Source organism: Archangium sp. Cb G35 (assembly GCF_001896145.1).
In the GTDB taxonomy this organism is placed as follows: Bacteria; Myxococcota; Myxococcia; order Myxococcales; family Myxococcaceae; genus Archangium; species Archangium violaceum.
In genome coordinates this window covers 12,570-32,934 of sequence record NZ_MPOI01000023.1, presented here as the reverse complement: position 1 = coordinate 32,934, position 20,365 = coordinate 12,570, and the positions used below count along the sequence as shown (strand labels likewise).

19 protein-coding genes are annotated in these 20,365 nt (G+C 68.4%); 14 read left to right on the top strand and 5 right to left on the bottom strand.

All coding sequences use genetic code 11. The annotated features are described in order from the left end of the window. Window positions 1–122: 122 nt before the first annotated feature. Complete coding sequence (gene ubiE, locus BO221_RS48645; RefSeq protein ID WP_198956338.1) at window positions 123–866, bottom strand: bifunctional demethylmenaquinone methyltransferase/2-methoxy-6-polyprenyl-1,4-benzoquinol methylase UbiE; 744 nt, start codon at window positions 864–866, stop codon at window positions 123–125. 141 nt (window positions 867–1,007) lie between these two features. On the opposite strand from ubiE, the gene BO221_RS48640 reads away from it, so the two are divergent. From BO221_RS48640 to BO221_RS48615, 6 genes are all read left to right on the top strand, one after another. Continuing rightward, complete coding sequence (locus tag BO221_RS48640) at window positions 1,008–1,622, top strand: hypothetical protein (protein WP_143196131.1); 615 nt, start codon at window positions 1,008–1,010, stop codon at window positions 1,620–1,622. 93 nt (window positions 1,623–1,715) lie between these two features. Next, window positions 1,716–2,348, top strand: a complete 633-nt coding sequence (locus BO221_RS48635; protein WP_073567786.1) for a Uma2 family endonuclease — start codon at window positions 1,716–1,718, stop codon at window positions 2,346–2,348. A 104-nt stretch (window positions 2,349–2,452) separates the two neighbouring features. Then, window positions 2,453–2,878, top strand: a complete 426-nt coding sequence (locus BO221_RS48630; protein ID WP_073567785.1) for a hypothetical protein — start codon at window positions 2,453–2,455, stop codon at window positions 2,876–2,878. Between the two features lie 116 nt (window positions 2,879–2,994). Continuing rightward, complete coding sequence (locus BO221_RS48625) at window positions 2,995–3,453, top strand: VOC family protein (protein WP_073567891.1); 459 nt, start codon at window positions 2,995–2,997, stop codon at window positions 3,451–3,453. A gap of 144 nt (window positions 3,454–3,597) precedes the next feature. Continuing rightward, a complete protein-coding gene (locus BO221_RS48620) occupies window positions 3,598–4,977 on the top strand; it encodes an AAA family ATPase (RefSeq protein ID WP_083682646.1) in 1,380 nt (459 codons plus the stop codon). A 68-nt stretch (window positions 4,978–5,045) separates the two neighbouring features. Continuing rightward, window positions 5,046–5,714 (top strand): hypothetical protein, encoded by a 669-nt coding sequence (locus BO221_RS48615; RefSeq protein ID WP_073567783.1) that lies wholly within the window; start codon window positions 5,046–5,048, stop codon window positions 5,712–5,714. 100 nt (window positions 5,715–5,814) lie between these two features. On the opposite strand, the gene BO221_RS48610 is transcribed toward BO221_RS48615, so the two are convergent. Then, window positions 5,815–8,640, bottom strand: a complete 2,826-nt coding sequence (locus BO221_RS48610; RefSeq protein ID WP_073567782.1) for a pitrilysin family protein — start codon at window positions 8,638–8,640, stop codon at window positions 5,815–5,817. A 245-nt stretch (window positions 8,641–8,885) separates the two neighbouring features. Here BO221_RS48610 and BO221_RS48605 point away from each other — a divergent pair, with 245 nt between their 5' ends. Then, window positions 8,886–10,196, top strand: a complete 1,311-nt coding sequence (locus BO221_RS48605; RefSeq protein ID WP_083682644.1) for an AHH domain-containing protein — start codon at window positions 8,886–8,888, stop codon at window positions 10,194–10,196. 18 nt (window positions 10,197–10,214) lie between these two features. Next, complete coding sequence (locus tag BO221_RS48600) at window positions 10,215–10,781, top strand: imm11 family protein (RefSeq protein WP_073567781.1); 567 nt, start codon at window positions 10,215–10,217, stop codon at window positions 10,779–10,781. Window positions 10,782–10,793: 12 nt separating this feature from the next. On the opposite strand, the gene BO221_RS48595 is transcribed toward BO221_RS48600, so the two are convergent. Beyond that, window positions 10,794–12,116 carry a transporter substrate-binding domain-containing protein gene (locus BO221_RS48595; RefSeq protein WP_073567780.1) on the bottom strand — a complete coding sequence of 441 codons (1,323 nt, stop codon included), beginning with the start codon at window positions 12,114–12,116 and terminating at the stop codon, window positions 10,794–10,796. A gap of 244 nt (window positions 12,117–12,360) precedes the next feature. On the opposite strand from BO221_RS48595, the gene BO221_RS48590 reads away from it, so the two are divergent. Both BO221_RS48590 and BO221_RS48585 read left to right on the top strand, forming a co-directional pair. Beyond that, window positions 12,361–13,542, top strand: a complete 1,182-nt coding sequence (locus BO221_RS48590; RefSeq protein WP_233166600.1) for an AHH domain-containing protein — start codon at window positions 12,361–12,363, stop codon at window positions 13,540–13,542. A gap of 22 nt (window positions 13,543–13,564) precedes the next feature. After that, window positions 13,565–14,128: an imm11 family protein gene (locus BO221_RS48585; protein WP_233166599.1), complete on the top strand. Its 564-nt coding sequence runs from the start codon at window positions 13,565–13,567 to the stop codon at window positions 14,126–14,128. A 9-nt stretch (window positions 14,129–14,137) separates the two neighbouring features. Here the strand turns inward: BO221_RS48585 and BO221_RS48580 are convergent, their stop codons facing one another. Continuing rightward, window positions 14,138–15,103 carry an alpha/beta fold hydrolase gene (locus tag BO221_RS48580; RefSeq protein ID WP_083682642.1) on the bottom strand — a complete coding sequence of 322 codons (966 nt, stop codon included), beginning with the start codon at window positions 15,101–15,103 and terminating at the stop codon, window positions 14,138–14,140. A 328-nt stretch (window positions 15,104–15,431) separates the two neighbouring features. On the opposite strand from BO221_RS48580, the gene sppA reads away from it, so the two are divergent. The 4 genes from sppA to BO221_RS57535 all read left to right on the top strand — a co-directional run bounded on the left by sppA (window position 15,432) and on the right by BO221_RS57535 (window position 19,711). Next, the gene (gene sppA / locus BO221_RS48575; RefSeq protein WP_073567777.1) at window positions 15,432–17,225 is read left to right on the top strand and encodes a signal peptide peptidase SppA; all 1,794 of its coding nucleotides are present in this window, start codon (window positions 15,432–15,434) and stop codon (window positions 17,223–17,225) included. 117 nt (window positions 17,226–17,342) lie between these two features. Then, window positions 17,343–17,822, top strand: coding sequence for a hypothetical protein (locus tag BO221_RS48570; RefSeq protein ID WP_073567776.1), 480 nt, complete (start codon window positions 17,343–17,345; stop codon window positions 17,820–17,822). Between the two features lie 122 nt (window positions 17,823–17,944). Further along, window positions 17,945–18,409 (top strand): hypothetical protein, encoded by a 465-nt coding sequence (locus BO221_RS48565; protein WP_073567775.1) that lies wholly within the window; start codon window positions 17,945–17,947, stop codon window positions 18,407–18,409. A gap of 222 nt (window positions 18,410–18,631) precedes the next feature. Next, entirely contained in the window at window positions 18,632–19,711 is a 1,080-nt protein-coding gene (locus tag BO221_RS57535) for a hypothetical protein (RefSeq protein ID WP_073567774.1), read from the top strand. A 21-nt stretch (window positions 19,712–19,732) separates the two neighbouring features. Here BO221_RS57535 and BO221_RS48555 read toward each other — a convergent pair whose 3' ends face one another. Then, window positions 19,733–20,317: a Uma2 family endonuclease gene (locus BO221_RS48555; protein ID WP_073567773.1), complete on the bottom strand. Its 585-nt coding sequence runs from the start codon at window positions 20,315–20,317 to the stop codon at window positions 19,733–19,735. Between the last annotated feature and the right edge of the window lie 48 nt (window positions 20,318–20,365).

The window sequence follows — 20,365 nt, the reverse complement described above, 5'->3', positions numbered from 1 at the left end:
CAGCTCCCCCTTCGAGCGCGGTACCGGGAGGGGAGGCTACACCGCGCGCCAGACGTGGCGGCACCCCGGCCCCGGTTCCGTCGACAGGTCCACGCTCCAGGGGGGAGGAGCGCCCGGGGCCCTCAGCGGGGCCGGGCCACGTACAGACAGCACACGCCGAAGGTGAGCGGCGTGACGCGCAGCACCTCGAGGCCCGACTCGCGCATCTGGTCCGCGAACACCTCGGGCTGGGGGAAGGAGGCGATGGACTGCTGGAGGTAGCGGTACTCGCGAGCCCCGGAGAGCAGCCGGCCCATGAAGGGCGCCACGGTGCGAATCTGGAAGCGCGCCAGCGGGCCGAGCAGTCCCTTGCGAGGCTCGGACAGCTCGAGGATGGCGATGCGCCCGTCGGGCTTCACCACGCGGGCCATCTCGCGGAGGGCGCGGGCGCGGTCCGGCACGTTGCGGATGCCGAAGGCCATGCACAACCCGTCGAAGCTCTTGTCCTCGAAGGCGAGCTGCTGCGCGTCACCCACCTGCAGCTCGCACACGCGGGTGAGCCCCTTGGCGGCCACCTTGTGCCGGCCCACCTCGAGCATGCGCTCGGAGGGGTCCACGCCCACCACCTTGGTCTCCGGGTGGCGCTGGAGCACCTTGAGCGCGAGGTCCGCGGTGCCGGTGGCCAGGTCGAGCACGCGCGCGCCGGGCTTGAGCTCGAGCGCGTCCACCGTCTTGTTGCGCCAGCGCTGATCCACGCCGAACGACATGAGCCGGTTGAGCAAGTCATAGCGGGGGGCGATCATGTCGAACATGGCGCCCGAGCCGCCTCGAGGAGCGGGGGTCTCGGAGGAGGGAGGAACGGAGGAGGACTGGGGAGCGGTGCTCATGGAGGCGGCTATAGCACCGGGGGTGCCGGGAGGCCGAGGGGGGAGAGGGGGTTGCGGGTGTGGTGCTAATCCCTCGAATTCGAGCGGGTCGTACGGCGTGCCACGGCGGGGAGGCCCGGAGGCGCGTGGTAGATTGGCCCGATGCGACTCATGATGGCGTTGGGAGCGGCACTGCTCGTGGGCTGTCCGGGCGTGGACGGCGGCTCCGAGGCGGCGTGCGTGGAACCCCCAGCGGACCTGGCGGTGCCCTTCAAGGAGCTCAACGGGGTGGTGGCGCACTGGGCGCTCTCGGAGGGCTGCATCCAGACGAGCTACGCGCCGGAGATGAAGGACGCGCGGGAGGAGTTCGAGGCGGCGCTGGCGGCGTGGGACGAGCAGACGTGCAGCGACCTGTGCTTCAGCGCGCCGGTGGAGAGCACGGTGCCGGTGGAGGACACCACCCAGAGGCGCGTGCACCTGGTGTCGGGGAGGCCGCCGGGAACGGAGGGGAGCAAGGTGCAGACGGCCCTCACGTTCCAGATGAGCACGGGGCGCCTCCTTCAGAGCGTCATCTACGTGAACACGGCCGAGCCCGGAGAGGTGAGCCGGGGGGACTGGCTGATGGGGGTGGGCAAGGCGCTGGGAATGGGGACGCCCGCGGCGGACGTGGACAGCGTGATGAGCCGGGAGCAGCCCCAGCCGCGCACGGCGCTCACCGGGAAGGACCTCGAGACCTTCTGCCGCCTGTACGGCCGCCCGACGTTCTGCGGCAACTGAGCGGAGCCCGGAAGCAGGCGGGCCCGGGGAAGGGGCAACGTTTCAGGACACCCCGGGCTACCTGATGTCAGAAGTAGGATGTAGTGTCTGGGGATGCACCCTGAATCCGACGACCCTCCCCAGAGCGCCAGCGAAGAAGCACGTCCGGCGGCCCTTGCTCCGGACGCGAACGGAAGCCAGAGACGCAAGGCGACCTACGCGGACCTAGAGGCGGTTCCCCCGCACCGCGTGGCGGAATTGGTGGACGGTGAGTTGTACGTGAGTCCCCGGCCCCCCTCGCTCCAGGCACTCGCGAAAGGGGCTCTGTACTGTGCGCTTGAGGGACCCTTCGACCAGGGAAGAAGAGGGCAGGGTGGCTGGCTGCTGCTCATCGAACCCGAACTGCACCTGGGCGAGGACGTGTTGGTGCCAGACATTGTGGGTTGGCGCCGCGCGCGCATGCCGGTGATGCCCGATGTGGTGGGAGTCACCCTCGCGCCGGACTGGGTCTGCGAGGTGCTTTCTCCCTTCACGGAAGTGCTGGACCGGGAAAAGAAGATGAAGGTCTACGCTCGGGTGGGCGTGCGCCACCTGTGGCTGGTGGACCCACGGCGGCAGGCACTGGAAGTCTACGCGCTGGACGGTGGCCGTTGGGCGCCGCTGGACACGCACACCGGGCAGGCCCAGGTGCACGTCGAGCCCTTCACGCCCCTGCGCCTGGAGCTCGGCCTGCTCTGGCAGGGCTGACCCCGTAGGCCGGGCGCTCGTCACGATTCTCGGGAGCCCGCTCTGCCTCGACGAAACCCGCGGTGTTCCCCGGAGGGTCGCCGCCCAGACAGACGAGGCATTCCATGGACCAGGTAGAACCCACCGCGCAGCCCGCGGCCGTATCTTCCGTCGCCCCCAACCAGTTCGACCTACGCGGCAAGGACATCCAGGTGAGCTTCTCGGCGACGAGCTTCGCCGGTGTGCCGCTCATGCAGTACCGGGATCGCCGCCGCCAGGTGAACGCGCAGGGGGATGAAATCCGTCAGGTGGATGTGGGGATCGGCACGCTGGTCACCATCGAGCTCCAGTCGAACGCGGCGGATGCGGGGGGAATCCTCTTCAGCGTGTTGATTCCCCACGCCCTGCTGACGAACGGGGACCAGAGCGTGAAGATCCGCACGTTGGGCATCACCACGCGCACGCCGGGGTTCATCATCCCCACTACGCGGCAGTTGGAGACGTACACCGAGGTGGACCTGACGGGGGAAGGCACCTTCGTGGTGTCCTGAACGCGGACCCGGGACGGGAGTGACCCGTCCCAGCATCCGGACTTGCCCGGACGAGGGGTGCCGGAGAGGCTGCTCGCCCCCGTATGGAGCGGGGAGCCTCTCCCCAGGAGCAACACATGCCCAAGGCGATTCCGGAAGGATACCACTCGCTGACGCCGTCCCTCTCGCTGCGAGACGCGGCGAAGGCCATCGAGTTCTACAAGGAGGCGCTCGGCGCGAAGGAGCTGTTCCGGCTGCCGATGCCGGGCGGGAAGGTGGCGCACGCGGAGCTGCAGATTGGCGACTCGCGGCTGATGGTGGCGGACTCGATGCCGGAGTGGGGCAACAAGAGCGCGAAGGACTTCGGGGGCACGCCGGTGGGGCTGTGCGTGTACACGGAGAACGTGGATGCGCTGTACGAGCGCTTCCTGAAGGCGGGAGGCAAGCAGTTGAGGCCGCTGCAGAACGAGTTCTACGGGGACCGCACGGCGCAGGTGGAGGACCCCGAGGGGTACAAGTGGACGCTGATGCAGCACGTGGAGGAGGTGTCGCTCGAGGAGATGCAGCGGCGCATGGAGAAGATGATGGGAGGGTAGGGCGGAGCGCCCGGAGGGACCGCGGGACGGAGAGGCCACAGTCCCGCGGAGCTTCCCCGAGGGGAGCAGCTCTTTCAGGTGCAACCTTCGTGGTACACCGCCTTCGTCTGGCGCCGGGCCAGGAGGCACCGGTCGAGGAGTGACATGGCCACGAAGACGCGGGGAAGAGCACAGCAGGCCAGAAGGGGACGGGCTGGCGCGCGCAAGCAAACGCCTGATCAGCCTCTGCCCGTGTACTTCCTTTCATTGACGCTCGAGAACGTGCGCTGCTTCGGGCTCAAGCAGACCCTGAATCTCTCCGATGGCCAGGAACGTCCGGCGAGATGGACGGTGATTCTCGGCAACAACGGCATGGGCAAGACGACCCTGCTGCAGGCCCTCGCCACGCTCGAGCCCGAACGATACAGGACCGAGGAGGGAGAACTCTACAACGCCCCCTCGGGTGTCTTTTCGAGACACACCGCCTGGTCTCCTGTTCGTCATCCCGCCATGCCCGCCCGCTTTGTCGCCAGGGTTGGAGCTGGACGGTTGATGATGGAGGGAGGCAGCCAAGAACATCAGGGCCACATCAACTATGATTTGGTGCGCGACGAGAGCAGTAGATTCACGGAGGTCGAGGGTTCCTTCTGCCATCTGGTCTGCTATGGCTATGGCGCCACGCGCCGGATGGGAGCGGGCTCGTTGTCCGCTGCGAAAGAGTCTCCACCCAGCGAGAGTCTCTTCTCCGAAGATGTTCCGCTGAGGAACGCGGAAGAGTGGCTCTTGCAGGCTGACTACGCGGCCAGCAAGCAGTCCACCACGAAGGGCGGAGCCGCACAGAGGCGGGATCGCATCAAGCAACTCCTGATCGAACTGCTCCCAGAGGTGAGTGATCTGCGCTTCGCACCTCCCGATGCAAGCAACCCGACCGCCAGGGTAGAGGTCCAGACTCCCTATGGGTGGGTCGCGATGCGAAGCCTGAGTCTGGGGTACCGAACGCTCATCGCCTGGATGGTGGATCTCGCAAGCCGCCTGCTTGAGCGATACCCCGAGAGCCCCAACCCGTTGGCCGAGCCGGCGGTGGTGCTCGTCGATGAAATCGATCTCCACCTGCATCCCACGTGGCAGCGCCAGCTCATCGGCTATCTGACCGAGCGCTTCCCCAACACCCAGTTCATCGTGACAGCGCACAGCCCGCTCGTCGTCCAGAGCGCCCCTGATGCGAACATCGTGCTCCTCAAGCGGGAGGGAGACCACGTCATCATCGACAACGACGTGGAATCCATCCGGGGCTGGCGGGTGGACCAGATCCTCACGAGCGACCTGTTCGGGTTGGAGACGGCCCGCCCACCCCAGGTTGAGGAACTGCTCAAGGAGCGGACCACGCTTCTCGCCAAACCCCGACTGACACCCAAGGACAAAACCAGACTGCGGGAACTGGAAACGGCAATCGGTCCCCTGCCCACGGGTGAGACGAAGACCGAGCGCGAAGCCCTCGAGATCATCCAGCGCGCCGCCAAGCGCCTGAGGGATGGCCGGAAGTGATTCGCGTCCGCAAGCCAGCCGAGCCTCCTGCGGTCCTTCGAACGAAAGGTGCACGTGCCCGTCGCGCCATGGGCACGGCGTACTCGCGTGCGCCTCGGAGCTACGAGAAGGGCAAGAGGCTGTTCGAGTTCGAGCCAGGCATCTACGCCCATGAGACCGTCAAGCAGGCGCTGCTGGAAGCACAGCATGGCAAATGCGCCTTCTGTGAATCGAAGGTCGCTCACATCTCCTACGGAGACGTCGAGCACTTCCGCCCCAAGGCGGGCTGGCGCCAGCGGGAAGATGAGCCACTGAGCCGGCCGGGCTACTACTGGCTCGCCTACGAGTGGTCGAACCTGCTCCTGGCCTGCACGCTCTGCAATCAGCAGTTCAAGAAGAACCTCTTCCCCCTCCAAACCCCGGCGCGGCGGGCCCGAAGCCACAAGGAGGACGTGACGGCGGAAGACCCGCTACTGCTCGACCCTGCGGTGGACGACCCCGAGTCCTTCATCTCGTTCCGTGAAGAAGTGCCCTACGCAGTGGATGGCAACGCACGCGGGGAGGCGACGATTCGCGCCTTGGGTCTCCGGCGGGAAACACTGGCCGAGCAACGCAGGAAGCACCTGAGCCTGGTGAACGCACTCCGGCGGCTCATCGCGCTCCGCGACCCGGAGGCAGCGAAGGCCCGCAGACTTCTCCAGGACATGCGGCAGGATTCCGGGGAGTACGCCTCGATGACCCGCGCAATCCTGCGCTGATACCAGTGGACCCCGGAAACACGAAGGGTGAGGGCAGTGGCGAACCCGGGGTCCGCACCACCCTCACCCCGTCCCTCTCCCGAGGGGAGAGGGGAAGTGCCTACTTCGCGGGCGGCGTGGCCACGGGGGCCTTGGCCTTCTTCTCCGCTCCCGCGAAGTCGCCGGCCTTGACCACCGTCACCTTCTTCCAGTCCAGGTAGCGCGAGAGCGCCGTGCGCACGTCCTCGGGCTCGAGCTCGCTCAGGCGCTTCTCGAAGGCCGCGTCGAACTCCAGCGTGCGCCCGTAGTACAGGTACGACGCCAGCGTGCGCGCCAGGCCCCCGTCATTCGCGCGGCTCGTGCGCCGGTACTCCAGGATGCCCGCCCGCGCATTCTCCAGCTCGTCCGCGGTGAAGCCCTTGCTCAGCACCTTCTCCAGTTCCTCGCGCACCGCCGTCTCCAGCTTCGCGGCGTTCTGCGGCGCGTAGATGGCGTACGTGGAGAACGAGCCCACCGGCTCCAACGCGCCCGCGCTCAGCGAGCTGCCCACCGAATAGGACAGGCCGTCCTGCTGGCGCACGCGCGTGGCCAGCCGCGAGTTGAGGAATCCACCGCCGAGCAGGAAGTTGCCGAGCACCAGCGCCGGGTAGTCCGGGTTGTCATCGCGCAGCCCCAGCCCATGGCCCGCGAGGAACAGCGCGTTGGCCTTGTCCGGCGTCTCGAGCATGAGCGCCTGGGCTCCCGTCTTGTACGGCTGCACGGGGATGCGCGCATACGGCGCCGGGCTCTTCCAGCCACCGAACAGCTCGGCCACCTGCTTCGAGAGGGCCTCGGCGTCGAAGTCCCCCACCGCGGCGAGCTCGCCCTGCGAGGCGCCGTAGAACTCCCGGTAGAAGGCCCGCACCTGCTCCAGCGTGGTGCCCTTCACCCCGGCGAGCGACTCGTCCAGCGTCTCGGCGTAGTACGGGTGCCCGGCGGGGTAGGGAGACAGCGCGCGCGAGAAGGCGATACCGCCCTGGGTGTTGGGCTCGCTGCGCTGGGCCTCCAGCGAGGCCAGCCGCTCCTCCTTGAGGAGGGCGAACTCCTTCGCATCGAAGGCGGGCTCGCGCAGCACCTCGGCGACGAGCTTCATCACCTCGGGGAGGTTCTGGCGCGGGGCCTCGATGGAGACGCTGCCGCCGGTGGCGCCGCCGTCCACGCCCACGCGGGCCTTGAGCTTGTCGAAGGCGTCGCGCAACTGCTGGCGGGTGTGCTTCTTCGTGCCGCGCATGAGCATCATGCCGGCGAAGTCGGCGGCCTCGGCGCGGCCCCAGACGGCCTTCTCGGTGCCCCAGCGCAGGTTGAGGGTGACGTGGGCCATCTCGCCGCGCGTCTTCTTGGGCAGCAGCGCGAGCTTGAGGCCAGCGGCCTGCGAGCGCCGCACGCGCTGCTCGATGTTGGCGGGAGACGGGTCGAAGGACTCGCCCACGGCGACCTCGCCGCGGCCCTTGTAGCCCTCGAGCATGGAGGCCACGTTGACGCGCTCGGGCATCTCGGAGCGGTCCGGCTTCGCGGTGGGGATGAACTGGCCGAGCGTGCGGTTGGAGGACTTGAGGTAGCTCTGGGCCACGCGCGAGACGTCGGCGGCGGTGACGGCCTCGATCCGGTCGCGGTGGAGGAAGAACAGACGCCAGTCGCCGATGGCGGCCCACTCGGAGAGCTGGATGGCGGCGTCCTCCGAGTCGTTGAGCATGAGCTCCACGTACTTGAGGAGCGCTGTCTTCGCGCGGTCCACCTCGTCCTGGGTGAAGGGCGTGCGGGCGGCGTCCTCCACGGTCTTCAGGAGGGCCTCGCGGGCGGCGTCGAGCGACTGGCCCTCGCGGACCTCGGCGGAGAAGGAGAGGATGCCGGGGTCGTGGAGCTGGAAGTTGGAGGCACCGGCGCTGGAGGCCTTCTTGGTTTCGACGAGGGCCTTGTAGAGGCGGCCGGAGGGGGCATTGCCGAGGATGTGGGTGAGCACGTCGATGGCGGCGAAGTCGGGGTGGGCGCCCTCGGGCACGTGGTAGACGGCGGAGAGGGCGGACACGTCGCCCACGCGGCGCAGGGTGACGAGCCGCTCGCCGTCCTGGGTGGGCTCCTCGGTATAGGTGGAGGGGAGGGGCTCTGCGGGCTTGGACAGACGGCCGAAGGTGGCCTGCACTTCGGCGAGGGCCTTCTGGGGCTCGAAGGCGCCGGCGATGACGAGCATGGCGTTATCGGGCCGGTAGTACTTCCGGTAGAAGGCCTGGAGACGGTCGATGGGGACGTGCTCGAGGTCCGCGCGGGAGCCGATGGTGGACTTGCCGTAGTTGTGCCAGAGGAAGGCGGAGCTCATGACGCGCTGGAAGAGGATGCGCGAGGGGTTGTTCTCGCCGCGCTCCAGCTCGTTGCGCACGACGGTCATCTCGCTGTCGAGGTCCTTCCTGGCGATGAAGCTGTTGACCATGCGGTCGGCCTCGAAGGAGAGGGCCCAGCGGAGGTTCTCGTCGGAGGAGGGGAGGGTCTCGTAGTAGTTGGTGCGGTCCAGCCAGGTGGTGCCATTGGGGCGGGCGCCGCGCTGGGTGAGGGCCTGGGGCACGTTGGGGGTGGTGGGGGTGCCCTTGAAGAGGAGGTGCTCGAGGAGGTGGGCCATGCCCGTCTCGCCGTAGCCCTCGTGGCGGGAGCCGACGAAGTAGGTGACGTTGACGGTGACGGTAGGCTTGGTGGGGTCGGGGAAGAGGAGGACGCGCAGCCCGTTGTCGAGCCGGTACTCGGTGATGCCCTCGACGCTGGTGAAGGGAGCGGCGGGGGAGGCGGGGGCTTCGGCGCGAGGAGGGGGAGCGGCGTCAGCGGGGGGCGCGGAGGGGCCCGGCGCGTTGACGAGCGGGGGAGTGCAGGCCGCGACGAGGAGGGCCGCGACGAGGAGGCGGAAGCGGGAATGAAGGCGCATAGGCATCTGGAAGCTACCAACCGGGCATGCCCGGGGGGTGTTCCCGAAAGAGGGGCGGGGAGGAAGAAAGCCCAGGGCTGAACGAAGCGGGGGAGAAGCTGACCAGGGGAGCACCCGGGCCATCCCCTCTCCCTCTGGGAGAGGAGCCAGGGTGAGGGTCCGCATCCAGGGGAACGGGCGGCTCCAAGAGAAGACCCAGAACCCCGAGTGCCATTCGCCCGAGAGGTCGAGCATGCTGCCCGGGCATGAAGAGAGCCCGTCCGCTGCCACGCGTGGTGCTCGCGCTGTGGTTCATCCTGTGTGCCTCGTGCGCCACCGCTCCGGCCGCTGCTCCCGAGGCGTCGCGCCCAAGAGAAGAGCCGAAGCAGGTGTGGACGACGCCTCTGCCCGATGGCCGCCTGCGGCTCTCCTTCGAGCCGGTGTCACCCGGCCTGCCCCTCGAGCGGCTGCGTGTGGAGGAAGCCCGGGAAGTGCTCACGGCTCTGCACGCATCCCTACGGCCCCGGCAGAGCACCCGGCTGAGGCTCGTCCTGGCCTCCACGGCCCCGGCACAACACCCGCCCCAGGGCTGGCGGTCTCTCCTGCACGAAGAACTCCTCTCGCGCTTCGGCCCCGCCCAGTTGCCACTGCCCCAGTCCCTGGAGACGAGCCCCGTCCTCCTCGCCCTGAAACGCTCTCCCCACTACATGGGCGCGGGCGCCCGCGAGGCGGCGCACGAGCTGTTCTCCTCACCCATATTCCTCTCCAGCATCACCCTCTCGGTGTTCCTCTACTTCTCCGCCTGGCTGGCGCCCGAGCCCGTCTTCACCAAGGCCTTCGTGGCCATGCTGACGCTCCGGCTGTCACTGGCCGTGGGCGTGCTCGAGCTCACCCGCGTGGCCCTCGCCTGTGTCCAGCTGTACCGGGAAGCCCATGCCGCCAGCACGCCCCAGCAACTCGAAGCGGTGGCCGAGCGCTTTGGCAAGGCGCTGGGCGGCACGGGGCTGCGCGTGCTGATGCTGGTGGCCAGCCTGGGCGTGGCCAGAGGACTGCCCCAGGTGCCAGAGGGCGGACTCGGAGTATTGCTGCGCGCTCCGCGCTACGCACTCCCCGAGGGACTGTCCCTGGAGGGCGCGTCAGCGGTACAGATGGTGGCCGACGGCACCGTGCTCGTCACGGGCGTGGCCGCGGGCACCGTGGCTGCCACCGCGGGCAGCGCCTGCTCGGATGGCTCCGAGGCCAAGGACGGCTACTACTGGCACCATCTCGCCACCAACAAGAACGACATCTCGGCTCTGCGCGGTGGCCCGTGGACTCCCCGATTCGAGGAACTCTTCGAACAGGCGGGGATGGATCTGGATGCAAGGGAGAACCGCATCTACCTCAAGGGGCACAAGGGCCCGCATCCCGAGGAGTACCATCACGAGGTGTACAAGAAGCTCAGCCGGGCGCTCCAAGGCTGCACGACCGTCATTCAATGCAGGAGCAAACTCCTGGAGTCCCTCGGAGAGCTCGCCAACGAGGTATGCACCCCTGGCTCGTATCTGAACCTGATGTTGACGAAGTCTCAGCACTGATGCGGAAGCGGGAAAGACATGTCCAAGCACTACGAACTGACCGATGACATGAGCATTCCGTCGCGCTGGCATCTGCGGACTCCCATCGATGAACATGGGCAGAAGCACAATCCCTGGCAGTTCACCGAAGGCCGCTGGCTCGAGCCCCAGCGAATCATCCGATTCCCCGTGAGGCCCGATGGGGTGACGCTGGACTTCACCCTGGACTCCTTCTCCATCCCCGTGGTCCACGGCCGCGTCGTCCAACTCTTCGAACGCATGGACCTCCAGCATGAGGTGCAATTCATCCCCGTGCAGGTGGAGAACCACGCCGGGCCCTATTTCATCCTCAATGCACTGAGCATCCTCCGCTGCATCGACGATGCCCGCTGCACCGAGGTGCGGTACTTCAAGCCCGAGGATGGCCAGCCGGAAAAGGTCGGCGAGTACAAGTACCTGCGCGGCATGCACATCGACCCGGCGAAGACACAAGGCGCCCGCGTCTTCCGCCCCTGGGGATGGACGCTGTCCCTCATCGTCTCCGAGGATCTCAAACAGGCCCTGGAACAGGAGGGCCTCACCGGCACGCGTTTCATCGAGGTGTGAAAACAGCCGTCCTCACCGGCCCCTACCGGCCGTTTCACGTCGGGCCGCCCCGAGCGCCACCAGCGCATCGGCGAGGCGCTCGATCTCCTCGCCCGCCAGGCCGGTGGACGCGAGCTCCTCGCGAGCCTTCCGCCGCGTGTCATCGCGGTCCAACCCTCCCGGCACACGGGGCACGAGTGCGCTGATGCGAGCACTGATGCGCGCGAGCGCCGGCCGGAGCTCCTCGTCGAGCGAATGCACGGAAGCCTCCGCGGCGGCCGGAGGCGTGCGGAGTTGAATCCGCTTGGCCGCGTCCATCTGCGCTTGGAAGAAGGCGGAGATGGCCTCGTCCGGAGGGGCCGGAACGCCCAGGGCCTCGGCGGCGGAGTGGACCTCCTTCAAAGCAGCCTCCAGCACCCGGGCCTCCTGCGAGAGCACCTCGATGGGTTGCCCCGCGCGCTGTTTGGCCATGGCCACCCAGGGCATCAAAGCCAGACGCTCGGCGGTGGCGGAGAGCAGCGCGTCCACGGGGGTCGCGGTGGGTCCGGTGGCGCCGGAACCCAGGTAGCGCGAGCGGAGCTGCTCGAGCGCACCGCTGGCCTCCTGCCGTAGGAGCCACGTGTCCAGCTCCGCGGCCAACGCGGCCCGGGAGGGCTGCACATAGAGCGCCACCACGTCCCGGGTGAAGGGCCCCACGCGCTCGATGCCAGAGAGGCCCTCGGCCCAGCGAGGTCCCTCGACGGTGTTGGTGAGCGCCGCGTCGGCCTGCCCGGAGGCGAGTGCCTCGCGCACGGGCGCGTTGTCTGGAATGGCGAGGATGCGCGCATTCTGGAAATGGGCACGAGCCACGCGCTCCAGGTGGCCGCCCCGATTCACTGCCAGGCGGAAATCAGGCCGATCGAGCGCCCGCAGGAGCGCGAGTGGCGCCTCGGTATCTCCCGTCGCGGGCGGAGGGGCCCAGGCCGGACGACGCAGGAGCAGCAGGGCACCATTGCGCGCCACGGGGACGGTGTAACGTCCGGCCAGCGAGCGCTCGGGGCGGATGGTGAGACCACTGGCCGCCATGTCGAAGCGCTGAACACCGAAGTCCGCCATCAGCTCCGGCCAGCGGAAGCGCACCCATTCGAGGCGGTATCCACGCTCGGAGGCGAAGGACTCCAGCAGCGCGGCGTCGAAGCCAGACACCTGCCCGTCTCGCATGGAAGTGAAGGGAGGATAATCACCGCTCGTTCCGACGCGGAGGAGCCGGGTCTCACGAGCGGGAGACGTGGCGACGGGATGAGCCGCACACGCCGCGAACAAGGCGAGCACGCAGCCCGCGAGCACGATTCGGGCCCGATGGAAGGAAGAGAGCATCCCCGGACTCTGCCCCACGGAGCGCGAATCCCCCAGGGGACACGCTCGTCCAACCCTCACCAGCATGTCCAGAGCGGACACAGGTGCGCGGCGCACCGAAGCTCGTGCAGGCTACCGGAGCATGAGAAGAGCCGGTCCGCTGTCACGCGTGGTGCTCACGCTAGGGTTCATCCTGTGCGCTTCATGCGCAACCTCTCCAGCCGGTGCTCCCGAGGCCTCGCCCCCGAGGGAAGCGCCGAAACAGGTGCGCACGAGTCCACTGCCCGATGGCCGCCTGCGGCTCTCCTTCGAGCCGGTGTCATCCGACCTGACCCTGGAGCGGCTGCGTGTGGAGGAAGCCCGGGAAGTGCTCACGACCCTGCACACATCCCTACAGCCCCGGCAGAGCACCCGGCTGAGGCTCGTCCTGGCCTCCACGGCCCCGGCACAACACCCGCCCCAGGGATGGCGGTCTCTCCTGCACAAGGAGCTCCTCTCGCGCTTCGGCCCCTCCCAGTTGCCCCTGCCCCCGTCCCTGGAGACGAGCCCTGTCCTCCTCGCTCTGAAGCGCTCTCCCAGCTACATGGGCGCAGGAGTGCGTGAGGCGGCGCACGAGCTGTTCTCCTCGCCCATATTCCTCTCCAGTGTCGCCCTCTCGGTGTTCCTCTACTTCTCCGCCTGGTTGGCTCCCGAGCCCGTCTTCACCAAGGCCTTCGTGGCGATGCTGACGCTCCGGCTGTCTCTGGCCGTGGGCGTGCTCGAGCTCACCCGCGTGGCCCTCGCCTGTGTCCAGCTGTACCGGGAAGCCCAAGCGGCCAGCACGCCCCAGCAACTCGAAGCGGTGGCCGAGCGCTTCGGCAAGGCGCTGGGCGGCACGGGGCTGCGGGTGCTGATGCTGGTGGCCAGCATGGGCATGGCCAGGGCACTGCCCCAGGTACCAGAGGGCGGACTCGGAGCATTGCTGCGCGCCCCGCGCTACGCACTCCCCAAGGGCCTGTCCCTGGAGGGCGCGTCAGCGGTACAGATGGTGGCCGACGGCACCGTGCTCGTCACGGGCGTGGCCGCGGGCACCGTGGCAACCACGGTGGGCAGCGCCTGCACCGATGGCTCCGAGGCCAAGGACGGCTACTACTGGCACCACCTCGCCACCAACAAGAACAGCATCTCCGCGCTGCACGGTGGTCCGTGGACGCCCCGATTCGAGGATATCTTCGAACAAGCGGGGATGAGCCTGGATGCGAAAGAGAACCTCGTCTACCTCAAGGGTCACAAAGGCCCTCATTCCAAGGCGTACCACCAGGAGGTCCACCGTCGATTGGAATCCGTGCTCCTCCAGTGCCGCACCCCGAATCAATGCCGAAGCTTCCTGGCGGAGGAGCTCAAGAAGATCGCGGATGACGTCTGTACGCCGGGGACACTCCTCCACCAACTGCTGACGAAGACGTAAGGCGGAACACCAGGTGATGGCGATGAACCGTTTCTACGATCTGACGGATGACATGGACCAGCCAGGACGCTGGCACCTGCGACACCCTGTCGATGAGCACGGGCAGAAAATCAACCCCTGGATGTTCATCGAAAGCCGCCGACTCGACTGCGATGGGCTCATCCGGTTCCCTGTGAAGCCAGACGGAAGGGAGCTGGAGTTCACCCAGAGCTCTTTCTCCATCCCCGTGGTCCACCATCGAGTCGTCCAGCTCTTCGAGCGCCTGGGCATCCAGGACGTTCAATTCCTCCCCGTCGAAGTACAGGGCCACGGCGGGCCCTGGTTCATCCTCAACGCGCTGCGCGTCATCCGCTGCATCGACGAGGCCCGGTGTAGGGAGGTACGTCACTTCAAGCCCGAGGATGGCCAACCCGAGAGAGTGGGCGAGTACCGTGTCGTCTCGGGCTTGCGCATCGATCCCACGAAGGTCGGCGATGCCCACGTCTTCCGTCCCTGGGGCTGGACGATGGTCCTCATCGTCTCCGAGGACGTCAAACAGGCCATGGAGCACGAGGGCCTCACCGGCCCGGTGTTCACCGAGGTGTAACGGCGCCGCCTACCAGCACCGGGCGGCGAAGGCGGCCAGCTCGCGGTTGAAGCGGCGGGCGTCCTCCCAGAAAGGCGAGTGGCCCACGCCCGAGTACAGGGACAACTGGGCCCCGGGCACCATGGAGCGGATGTGGTGGCTGGAGGCGGGCAGCACCATGCGGTCCTCCATCCCATGCGTCACGAGCACCGGCACGGTGAGCCGGTGCAGCACGTCGTCATAGTCCTCGGCGCGCGAGCCGAGCGCCTCGCGCACGTACGCCGGCACCATCTCCGTGTAGGCCAACACGCGCTTGCGCGTCTCCTGCGACACCGGCTGGTGGTGCAGCAGGGACACGAAGGTCTCCAGGGTGGCGCGGCTCTGCCCCGACTCCTCGGTGAACAGCCCGGGGATGAGCGCGAGCAGCTCGGGCGACAGCAGCCCGAAGGCCTCCTCCGAGCCGCTCTTCACCATGGCGGACACGAAGTGCACTCCCGCCACGTGCTCCTGCCCGAAGTGCCGCAGGTAGTCGGCCACCACCATGCCGCCGTAGGACCAGCCCACCATCAACGGCCGCTCCAGCTCGAGCGCGGAGATGACGGCTTGAATGTCCCGGGCCCACACGCGCCCGTCCCCGTAGGCCCCGTGGGGCTTGTCGGACAGGCCATGCCCGCGCAGATCCATGGCCACCAGCCGGAAGCCCAGGCCCAGGGCGCTCTGGAACTGCCGCCTCCACGCCAGGTGGCACTGCGAGAAGCCGTGGACGAAGAAGAGCGGCGGCCCGTACATGTCCCCCGCGTCGTACACCCGCAGGGACACGCCCCCGGCGCCTTCAATGGTGTGGACGCGGACGGGGATGGGCTCGAAGAAGGGCGACTCGTTCTCCGGGTCCCTCCACGCCGTGGGCGGCTCCATCACCGTCACGGCCGGGCGCTGGCGGGCACGCGCCATCGGAGCAGACGTCTGCACGGAGAGTGAGAGGAGTTCGTCCATCATGGCGTGGGGTCCTCCGAGTTGCACAGGAGTCGACTCCGTTAGAAATAGGCATCCCCCGCACGAGCGGGAGCCCCCCTTCTCCAGAAGTCTTCCGGAAGCCCCGCGGGCACGGGAAACCCGTCCATCCCAGGACAATCCGCATTCCCCGGCGGTGCCAGAACGAGGCCGCTTGCAGGGCGCGGGCCGGGGAAGTGCGAGGAAGGAGACAGATGACTGGCCGCCCTGCGCACCGGGAAGCACGGGGGGAGCGCGGGCGAGGACGTCGTCACGCGAGGCGGTTAGTAGTAAGCCCTCGCCGTACACGGACACGCAGGTGGGAGCCTCGCGCATGAAACGCATTTTGATTGGGCTGCTCGCGCTGGTGGGCGCGCTGACCATTCTCTTCACCGGGCTGCTGCTGGGGCTGCTCTTCCTGGGGGCATCGAACAAGCCGGGGGTGCCGGGGCAGGTGGTGTTGGAGCTGGAGCTGGACGACCGGCTGGTGGAGCACGTGCCGGAGGACTCGTTGGCGAGCGCGTTCGGCCCGGAGCGGCTGACGGTGCGGGACGTGGTGGACGCGCTGGAGCGGGCGGGTGGGGACGAGCGGGTGAAGGGGCTGGTGGTGAAGGTGAACGGGACGCCGGGGAGCACGGCGGTGGTGCAGGAGCTGAGGGACGCGGTGAAGGCCTTCCGGGAGAAGGGGAAGAAGGCGGTGGCGTACGCGGACACGTTTGGCGAGGGGGACAGCTCGACGGGGGGCTACTACCTGGCCACGGCCTTCGACGAGGTGTACGTGCAGCCCTCGGGGGAGCTGTCGGTGACGGGCATCGCCATCGAGACGCCCTTCGCGCGGGACGCGTTGGCGAAGCTCGGGGTGAAGCCGCGGATGAGCAAGCGCCAGGAGTACAAGGCGGCGGTGAACATGTACACGGAGCAGACGTTCACGGCGCCGCACCGCGAGGAGACGGAGCGTTTCCTGACGAGTCTTTTCGGGCAGATGGTGAAGGGAATCGCGGAGGGCCGGGGCCTGAGCGAGGAGCAGGTGCGGGCGGCGATGGACTCGGCGCCGCTGCTGGCGAAAGGGGCGCTGGAGGCGAAGCTGGTGGACGGGCTGCTGTACCGCGACGAGGTGTACGCGAAGGTGAAGGAGGAGGCGGGCGGGAAGGCGGAGCTCCTGTACCTGGAGAAGTACCTGGAGCGAGCGGGGAGGCCGAACCGGACGGGGGTGCAGACGGTGGCGCTCATCTACGGGGCGGGAGAGATTGCGCGGGGCGAGAGCCGCTCCAGCCCCATGTCGGGTGAGGCGACGATGGGGGGCGACACGGTGGCGGCGGCGTTCCGCAAGGCGGTGGAGGACAAGAGCGTGAAGGCCATCGTCTTCCGGGTGGACAGCCCGGGGGGCAGCTACGTGGCGAGCGACACGGTGCGCCGCGAGGTGCAGCGGGCGAGGGAGAAGGGCAAGCCGGTCATCGTGACGATGGGCTCGTACGCGGCGAGCGGCGGGTACTTCGTGGCGATGGACGCGGACAAGATTGTCGCGCAGCCGGGGACGCTGACGGGGAGCATCGGCGTGTACAACGGGAAGATGGTGACGGCGGACTTCTGGGAGAAGCTGGGCGTGAACTGGGAGCCGCTGGGGGCGGGGAAGAACGCGACGATGTACAGCACGGACGCGGAGTTCACACCGGAGCAGCACGCGAAGAACGAGGCGTACCTGGATCAGGTGTACGCGGACTTCACGAGCAAGGCGGCGGCGGGGCGGAAGATGCCACTGGAGAAGATGCAGGAGGTGGCGAAGGGGCGGGTGTGGACGGGGGAGGACGCGAAGGCGCACGGGCTGGTGGACGAGCTGGGAGGATTCCCGGTGGCGCTGAAGCTGGCGAAGGAGGCGGCGAAGCTGGAGGGCCCGGTGAGGGTGGAGCTCTTCCCGAGGAAGAAGGGGGCGGCGGAGGTGCTCTCGGAGCTGCTGGGGGAGAAGCAGGGGGACAACAGCGACGACGAGGCGGGGGTGCGGATGGAGGCGCCGTGGCGGCCGCTGCAAGAGCAGACGCGGGCGCTCTACCGGCTGGGCGTGCAACTGGGCGTGGTGGGCGAGCCGCGCCGGCAGGTGCTCTCCGCGCCGGTGCCCGAGCCCACCTGGTAGTCCCCCACCGGCACATCAGAGAAAGCTCGCATTACTCGTTTTCATTGACCTGAGTGAAGACACCCAGCATGGTGGCTGGCGGGAGCCTGTCGGCCCTCATCTCGCGAGGAGAACACCATGCTGAGCAACATGCCGAAGTCTGTCTTCAATGGCCTGGCGGCGCTGACGGTGGCCATTCCGGTGGTGGCGTGGAGCACGCTGACGCCGGTGCACAACGTGCGCTCGTCGAACGTGAGCATCTTCCACGAGTCCGATTACGTCACGGGGCAGACCACCACCCACTCGATGGGCTACAGCCGGGCCACGTTCAGCTGGCAGGAGGCCACGCTCCAGAGCTTCGGCCACGTGCATCTGAAGACCAAGACGGACAGCTTCGAGTTCAAGCTGGTGCGCACCACCTCGTCCGACGCGGATGAGCTCAACGGCGAGTGGGACGTGTTCAAGAATGGCAATCCCACGTGCGCCGGGTGCAAGGGTTATCTCTACGTGACGGCGCCGGGGCTGAGCTCCCAGTACCTCAAGAGCTCCATCGGCAACGACAAGGTTGCCTACTCCTTCTACGGCGACCTGGACCCCAACACGCGCTACGACTACTGAGCGCGGACGCGCTCCGCCGGGTCAGTGAAATCACGTATTCCATGGTTTCTTGACCCGGAACGGGAGCCCCAGCATGGTGGCCGGCAGGAGCCTGTCGGCCCTCATCTCGCGAGGAGAACATCATGCTGAGCAACATGCCGAAGTCTGTCTTCAATGGCCTGGCGGCCCTGACGGTGGCCATCCCCGTGGTGGCGTGGAGCACCCTGGCCCCGGTGCACAACGTGCGCGCGTCCGTCACCACGCTCTGGGAGAGCATCCCGGGAGACTGGATCGAGCACACGGCCACGGCGAGCAACGCGACGTTCAGCTGGCAGCAGGGGACGCTGCACGGCTTCGGCAACATGCAGATGAAGACGAAGACGGACACCTTCGAGTTCAAGCTGGTGCGCCTCAGCGCCACCTACGCCGATGATCTCTACGGCGAGTGGGACGTGACCAGGAATGGCGTGCCCACGTGCGCCGGGTGCAAGGGTCACGTCTGGATCAGTTCCATGGCGTCCGACAGCTATTTCAAGGGCTCGGTGGAGAGGCCCGACGGCCTCTCCTACAGCTTCACCGGGCCGCTGACGAGCCGCACCGGTTACTGAGCGCCCCCGCCCCGGCCGTTCCGAGCGCTCCCCGCAGAGGGAGCGCGCGTCCTCCGCCGCCGTCCGGAAGCGGACACCGGGCCTGTCGCACGCCCGGAATAACCAGACAGCCCCTGAAGACAGACAGGAAATGGCGCCTGGCCGCAACATTTTGACGCGAACAGACAAGACAGCCCGGGTGGAAACGTTCTAGAGAGCCGCGCACGCACGGGGGAGCGGCCAATGCAGACGAAGAAGCGGCTGGGCGAAATCCTGGTGGAGCTGGGGGTGATGGACGGGTTGCAGTTGCAATCGGCCCTGGCCTACCAGCGCAAGTGGGGCGTGCCGCTGGGGCAGGTGGTGGTGGACCTGCGATTCTGCACGGCGGAGCAGGTGTTGGAGGCATTGGCGCACCAGACGGGCGTGCCGGCGATGGACCTGGACGCGCAGCGGATGAACGCGCGGCTGCGGGAGCTGGTGCCGAGGCGGCTGGCGGAGATGCACCGGGTGGTGCCGCTGCGGCTGGAGGGCCCGAGGGACATGGTGCTGGTGGTGGCGATCGCCGCGCCGGCGAGCCTTCAGTCGCTGGACGCGGTGCGCAGCGTGGCGTGCAAGGCGCGGGTGGTGCCGTGGCTGGCGACGGACGCGGCGATTGGCCGGGCCATCGAGCGGCTCTACCAGGGAGGAGCGGACGCAGCGCCCCGGCGCGCGGAGGTGGAGGCCATCACGCTGCCCGAGGCGGACGCGGACATGGCGGTCCACCTGGATGGCATGGCGGAGCTGACGGAGGGTGGGCCTTTCGAGGTGGTGCGCGGCGTCCTGCTGCCGGACCTGAATCCCGAGCGCGAGACGTTGGACATTCCGCTGCTGGAGCCGCTGGAGATGGAGGAGCTGGCGGGGATGCTGGCGCTGCCGGAGCGGGCGGAGCCGGAGATGGGGGCGGTGCTCGTCTACGGGTGGGGCGCGGCGGCGGCGGCGGGGCTGGTGCGGGTGTTGGGGGAGGCGGGATTCCGGGCGGGCGTGGCGAGCACGGAGCAGGTGCTGGCGGCGAATGCGCGGGCGGTGGTGCTGGCGCCGTTGCCGTCGCTGGAGGCGATGGGGCGCAGGCCGGTGGCGCAGTTGCTGGCGGCGGGCAAGGTGCCGGAGCTGGACGTGGAGAGGGCGCGGGCGCTGGGAGCGAAGGGCTTCCTGGCGGCGCCGCTGGACACGGACCTGATGCTGCGGGCGGTGAGGCGGCTGCTGCGCGCGGCGGGCGAGAGGCCTCGGGTGCCGGCGGCGCGGCTGTTGAAGGGAGAGGCGCCCCGGCTCCGGGCGGCGAGCTGAGGCGCCTCGGGAGTCAGGGGCTCAGCGGACCAGCTCCAGGAAGCTCTCGGTGGGCATCCAGAGGGAGGAGAGCTCGAGCGGGAGCGAGTGGAAGGGCTCGGTGCGGACGATGGAGTCGCCCTCGTAGGTAGCGACGAGGAGCCAGCCGCGCTTGACGCGCTGGAAGACCTCGAGCGTGCGGGCGGCGGGGTCGACGAGCCACACGTGGGAGACGCCGGCGCGAGCGTATGCGGGCAGCTTGCGGGTGCGGTCGAGCGCGGCGGTGGAGGGCGTGAGGACCTCGCAGATCCAATCCGGGGCGAGCGTGAGGAAGGGCTCATCGGGCGCGGGGGCCTCGGAGAGCCGGTCGCGGCGCCAGCCGGCGAGATCGGGGACGAGCACATCGCGGCCGAGACGGAGCTCGGGAGCGCGGAGGAAGCACCAGCGGCCGGAGCCCCCGCGGCGGGGATCGAGCCGTTCACCGAGTTCAACTCCCAACATGAAGGCGGCACGGGCCTGACCTGGCGCCGGCCGGGGCGAAGCCACCAGTTCCTCGTCGAGGATCTCCCCAACCCATCCCATCGGCAGCGCCTCGAGAGCCGAGTAAGCCGCCTGGCTGTTGCACATCGGAATCACCCTGTCCTCCTCCGGCCCTGGTGAGAGGGGGCCGGGCAG

Coding starts and splice junctions, on each gene's coding strand:
- ubiE (WP_198956338.1), bottom strand. CDS start 866: ATGAGCACCGCTCCCCAGTCCTCCTCCGTTCCTCCCTCCTCCGAGACC.
- BO221_RS48640 (WP_143196131.1), top strand. CDS start 1,008: ATGCGACTCATGATGGCGTTGGGAGCGGCACTGCTCGTGGGCTGTCCG.
- BO221_RS48635 (WP_073567786.1), top strand. CDS start 1,716: ATGCACCCTGAATCCGACGACCCTCCCCAGAGCGCCAGCGAAGAAGCA.
- BO221_RS48630 (WP_073567785.1), top strand. CDS start 2,453: ATGGACCAGGTAGAACCCACCGCGCAGCCCGCGGCCGTATCTTCCGTC.
- BO221_RS48625 (WP_073567891.1), top strand. CDS start 2,995: ATGCCCAAGGCGATTCCGGAAGGATACCACTCGCTGACGCCGTCCCTC.
- BO221_RS48620 (WP_083682646.1), top strand. CDS start 3,598: ATGGCCACGAAGACGCGGGGAAGAGCACAGCAGGCCAGAAGGGGACGG.
- BO221_RS48615 (WP_073567783.1), top strand. CDS start 5,046: ATGGGCACGGCGTACTCGCGTGCGCCTCGGAGCTACGAGAAGGGCAAG.
- BO221_RS48610 (WP_073567782.1), bottom strand. CDS start 8,640: ATGCGCCTTCATTCCCGCTTCCGCCTCCTCGTCGCGGCCCTCCTCGTC.
- BO221_RS48605 (WP_083682644.1), top strand. CDS start 8,886: ATGAAGAGAGCCCGTCCGCTGCCACGCGTGGTGCTCGCGCTGTGGTTC.
- BO221_RS48600 (WP_073567781.1), top strand. CDS start 10,215: ATGTCCAAGCACTACGAACTGACCGATGACATGAGCATTCCGTCGCGC.
- BO221_RS48595 (WP_073567780.1), bottom strand. CDS start 12,116: ATGCTCTCTTCCTTCCATCGGGCCCGAATCGTGCTCGCGGGCTGCGTG.
- BO221_RS48585 (WP_233166599.1), top strand. CDS start 13,565: ATGAACCGTTTCTACGATCTGACGGATGACATGGACCAGCCAGGACGC.
- BO221_RS48580 (WP_083682642.1), bottom strand. CDS start 15,103: ATGATGGACGAACTCCTCTCACTCTCCGTGCAGACGTCTGCTCCGATG.
- sppA (WP_073567777.1), top strand. CDS start 15,432: ATGAAACGCATTTTGATTGGGCTGCTCGCGCTGGTGGGCGCGCTGACC.
- BO221_RS48570 (WP_073567776.1), top strand. CDS start 17,343: ATGCTGAGCAACATGCCGAAGTCTGTCTTCAATGGCCTGGCGGCGCTG.
- BO221_RS48565 (WP_073567775.1), top strand. CDS start 17,945: ATGCTGAGCAACATGCCGAAGTCTGTCTTCAATGGCCTGGCGGCCCTG.
- BO221_RS57535 (WP_073567774.1), top strand. CDS start 18,632: ATGCAGACGAAGAAGCGGCTGGGCGAAATCCTGGTGGAGCTGGGGGTG.
- BO221_RS48555 (WP_073567773.1), bottom strand. CDS start 20,317: ATGTGCAACAGCCAGGCGGCTTACTCGGCTCTCGAGGCGCTGCCGATG.